This is a genomic window from Actinomycetes bacterium, from assembly GCA_036510875.1.
Lineage (GTDB): Bacteria > Actinomycetota > Actinomycetes > Prado026 > Prado026 > DATCDE01.
On the sequence record DATCDE010000311.1, the window covers coordinates 1 to 3998 of the forward strand.

The 3998-nt window shown below is 67.6% G+C and carries 7 protein-coding genes; 3 read left to right on the forward strand and 4 right to left on the reverse strand.

Going from position 1 to position 3998, the window contains the following annotated elements:
• Positions 1–494 precede the first annotated feature (494 nt).
• Positions 495–917, reverse strand: coding sequence for a rhodanese-like domain-containing protein (locus tag VIM19_18050; GenBank protein ID HEY5186753.1), 423 nt, complete (start codon positions 915–917; stop codon positions 495–497).
• A gap of 326 nt (positions 918–1243) precedes the next feature.
• Between VIM19_18050 and VIM19_18055 the strand changes: the two genes are divergently transcribed.
• Together VIM19_18055 and VIM19_18060 are read left to right on the forward strand one after the other, a co-directional pair.
• On the forward strand, positions 1244–1453 hold the full coding sequence (locus VIM19_18055; protein HEY5186754.1) for a hypothetical protein: 210 nt from the start codon (positions 1244–1246) through the stop codon (positions 1451–1453).
• A complete protein-coding gene (locus VIM19_18060) occupies positions 1450–1791 on the forward strand; it encodes a Fic family protein (protein HEY5186755.1) in 342 nt (113 codons plus the stop codon). Before VIM19_18055 ends, VIM19_18060 begins: the two co-directional genes overlap by 4 nt.
• Positions 1792–1922: 131 nt before the next feature.
• Here VIM19_18060 and VIM19_18065 read toward each other — a convergent pair whose 3' ends face one another.
• Both VIM19_18065 and VIM19_18070 read right to left on the reverse strand, forming a co-directional pair.
• Positions 1923–2732, reverse strand: coding sequence for an isocitrate lyase/phosphoenolpyruvate mutase family protein (locus VIM19_18065; GenBank protein HEY5186756.1), 810 nt, complete (start codon positions 2730–2732; stop codon positions 1923–1925).
• 78 nt (positions 2733–2810) lie between these two features.
• Positions 2811–2933, reverse strand: coding sequence for a hypothetical protein (locus VIM19_18070; GenBank protein ID HEY5186757.1), 123 nt, complete (start codon positions 2931–2933; stop codon positions 2811–2813).
• A gap of 261 nt (positions 2934–3194) precedes the next feature.
• Here VIM19_18070 and VIM19_18075 point away from each other — a divergent pair, with 261 nt between their 5' ends.
• Positions 3195–3743 carry a right-handed parallel beta-helix repeat-containing protein gene (locus VIM19_18075; GenBank protein ID HEY5186758.1) on the forward strand — a complete coding sequence of 183 codons (549 nt, stop codon included), beginning with the start codon at positions 3195–3197 and terminating at the stop codon, positions 3741–3743.
• Here the strand turns inward: VIM19_18075 and VIM19_18080 are convergent.
• Positions 3669–3998: transposase (locus VIM19_18080; GenBank protein ID HEY5186759.1), on the reverse strand; the 330-nt coding region annotated here is incomplete at its 5' end. The genes VIM19_18075 and VIM19_18080 overlap by 75 nt on opposite strands.

Sequence of the window (3998 nt, forward strand, 5' to 3'; positions counted from 1 at the left end):
AAACCCCGCGACCCGAGGACCCGGACACCACCCACACCGGCAGAGCCGGTCAACAGCCATACCCACGCCTGCCGGGAACCCGGCCCCCACCCACAGGACTCCTGACGGAGCCCTCAACCCGGGCCGCGTGAAAGATCGAGGTTAGAGGGGCACGCTCAGCCAGCCAGTCGGTGAGGACTCTGCGCGACTGGTCGGGCGGGCTGCCCAGTTGGCCGATCATGACGGTTCCGTACATGGGCTCGTCACCTCCCTCGGCGGGGAATGCGGCCACCGTAGGCCGGCCCGCACGCGATTACCAGACGCCGACAGGAACCACGTGCCCTGAACTAGCGCTGCGGTCCGCGGCCCCAGGGCAACGAGCGCCCTCAACGGCGACCTCCAGGGCACAGCGACGGCGTTCGCCTTCAGCGGCAAGCCGATGGAACGTTCGTCCTGGGCCACGCCGAGTGGAAAAGCGGCTCTTGTGACACACCGTCCTATTGGCATCCAGCCGTTCAACCGATTGGTGCCGCACTGCCGGTAACCCCGTTGCCGGGGTCGGTGCCCAGCCGGTGGGCGAGCAGCGACTGAAAGCCGCCCACCAGATCGGTGGCCCGGTGCAGCCCGAGCTGGCGAAGCGTCGCAGCGGCCAGGCTGGAGCTGTAACCCTCGTCGCACACAACGATCACTCGCAGGTCGGTCGACGTCATCTCCGCGACACGGTGAGGGCTGCTGGGATCCAACCGCCACTCCAGAACGTTCCGGTCGATGACCAACGCATCGGTCAGCGCCCCGTCGCGTTGCCGCTGCTCGACAGGGCGGACGTCGACGACGAGAGCACCCGCGGCGACCTCCGCCGACAGGTCCGCCGGCTGGACCCGATCCAGCCCGTCACGAGCACCGGCGAGCATCACATCGATCGCGCTGGAAGACTCCATCACCACACCTCAGACGCAAGGTAGGCCCGCTGAGCGTCGACGTCACCCCCGCACGGCAGAACCGCCCATCCCGCCCCCATTGCCACGGCCACCCCATCGTGGCTCGGGTCCTCCTGACCATCTGCCAGCTCGCAGGCCTGCCCCTTCTCTCATACACGGTCCTCCACGCCCGGCACCGCCGCCTCGAAGGTGGTCAGCGCCCGTGGTCGGCACTGGTCAACCGGCCGGATCGGCCTCCGCGCTGGACTCAACTCGGCGGTGCATAGGGACGGTTCCGTTCGGTATCTCGCGACGTTCACGAGGTGTAGTCGCGGTATCATGACACCATGAGCAAGCCAATGACCGTGCGTCTGTCCGAGGAGCAGCAGGCTGACCTGGCTGCCGTCGCCCGCGTGGACGGCACGTCCATCGCCGACGCCGTCCGCACCGCGGTCGACGAGCACATCGCCGCTCGCCGCAAGGACCTGGCGTTCCGTGAGCGGCTCCAGAACATCATCGACCGCGACAAGGAACTGCTCGAGCGCCTCGCCCAGTGATCGACTATCTGGACCTGGTCGACTACCTGCTCATCGCCGAGGCCGTGACCGGGATCCCGGCCGAGACCTTGGCGAAGCTTCCGAGGATCGACCTCGCCGACTCCGCGCTGCACGCACCGCGCGCCGAGTTCGGCGGGGTCGAGTTCTACCCCGACTTCGCGGTGAAGGCGGCTGTCCTGTGCGCGAGGCTTCTCCGCAATCATCCGCTGCCGGACGGCAACAAGCGCGCGGCGTGGGTCTCGCTGCAAGAGTTCATCGCCAGGAACGGATACTCCTGGTCGGCCCCCCCGTCGACGATGCCGAGGCCGTGGTTCTGGCGGTGGCGAGCAGCGAGATGAGCGAGGAAGACGTCGCAGCCTGGCTCGCTCCCAAGATCGTCTCCCCATAGACGCCCCCGGCAGACTCCGCAGACAGAGTGCCAGCTACTGCAGGAGCACCCCCGCCCTGCATCACTTCGGTGCGCTGCCGGTCAGCGTTGCTCGAACAGTTCATCGGGGTTCGGCAGATCATTGAAGTGGGTGAAGGTTCCAGTGACTGCGATCTCCTGGGCAGCCTGCCGGAAGCTGAACCAGGCGACGCGGGCGAGCGTGCCCCCGACGCTGATCCGGCGCACTCCCAGCGCGGCAGCCTCCGCGACGGTGATGAACCGGGTATGGATCAGCAGGTTCACGGGCTTGGGTGCCACCGCGGCCACAATGGCCGAGACGTGTTCAACGGTGTCGATCCGCGGGGCGTAGAGGCAGTCCGCACCGGCTTCGGCGTAGGCACGGAGCCGTAGGATCGTGTCGTCGATGTCAGGGCGGCCGACGACGAACCCTTCCGACCGGGCGGTGAGCACGACGCCCGTCCCGGTGTCGTCGATCGCTGCTCGCGCCGCGCGCACCCGTTCGACGGCTAGGTCGAACGAGAACAGTGGATCAGCCTCGTCGCCGGTGGAGTCCTCGATCGACAGTCCCGCGATCCCGGTCGCCGCAGCGCGCTGCACGTTTGCGCCGACTTGGTCTGGGTGGACCGCGTAACCGCCCTCGAAGTCCGCGTTCACCGGCAGCGACACTGCATCGACGACGGCCCGCAGATGCTCCAGTGTCTCTTCCAGCCCGACCCCTTTGTCGGCCCGACCTAGCGTCCAGGCGAAGCCGGCGCTCGTCGTTGCCAGCGCCCGGAAGCCCATCTGCTCCAGGGCCAGCGCGCTGCCGACGTCCCACGGATTCGGCATGACGAAGCAACCCGAGGAGTGCAGGCGGTGAAACTCAGCGACCCGATCGTCATGCACGCTCATGGCACACCTCGAAGGAACCGTAGGTCGGCTCACTAGACAACCGCCTGTCCACCCAAGTCAAGAGATGAAACAGCCCAGTTACGGTTCCCGCACGGCCCGGGCCGACGGCTCGATCTGCCGCTTCTTCGCGTCGTAGTAGCTGCTCGGAGCCACCTGCAGATGCGTGCAGATGAACTCGACTCCGAACTCCTGGCTGGCCATGGCAGCACGGCTGGCGACGACTGCTCGTCGTCAGCACCGGACCACCGCTCACGACCTGACCCGTCCACCCGTCCGACAGGACCCGACCGGAAACCCAAACGTGGAAGAGCCGGAGCACCCGACGGCATCACCACGCCCACACGCAGGCGACTCACCACACCGACATCAACGCCGCCATCCCCGGGCAATGCGGTGGATCCGGGCTAAGTAGACGCTGCCGGTGTAGCCCCGCTCGGTCTTCCGGGGGCTGACGGGGGCTACGTGTCGCGACGTTGGGATCGCGACCTGGAGGCAGGGGGAAAGGCCATGCGACTCAGAGTGCTTTCTGTGCTGGGGGTTGGTGTCCTGCTGGGGGCCTTCCCGACGGCGGTCACCTCGGCGGCCGCTGCCGCTGGCCCGTCGAAGGTGTTCGTCAGTTCCAGCGGATCGTGTGCGGGCAAGGCCGCCTACATCACGATCAGCGGTGGGGTTGCCGCCGCCGGGCCAGGGGGAACAGTTCAGGTGTGTCCGGGCACCTGCACCGAGGACGTCGTCCTCGGCTTCCCGGTGACCCTGCAGGGGGCCAACGCTGTGGTGGACCCGGGTGACGACATGTCATCTCCTCTCTACAACCTCATCGGCAGCAACGCCTTCACCGTTCTCGCGCCGAACGTGACCATTCGGGGATTCACCGTCGAGGAAGCGAGCGGCGATGGCATCTTCCTGGCCGGTGATCACGGCCTGATCCAGAACGTGCTAGCGCAGAACAACGGCGTCAATGGCATCAACGTGGACGGCAGCTCCTACTCGACCATCCGCTCCAACAGGTGACCGGCAACCACGGCGGTATCGAGTTGGCTCCGGCGGGGCGATCCACGCCTGCGCGAGCCGGCCGATCCGCAGCAGGTCCGCCAGCTCCCGCGCGTCCAACTGGTCGGTCTTGGCCCGCCGGTCCTGCATCGACGCGATCCCCCGAGGGTGCGCCAGATGCACGTCGAACCCGGCGTCGGACAAGGCATCCACCGCCCAGTACCACCCGTAGGTAGCCTCCACCGCGACCTCGGCGCCCTTCCCGGCCTTGCCGAC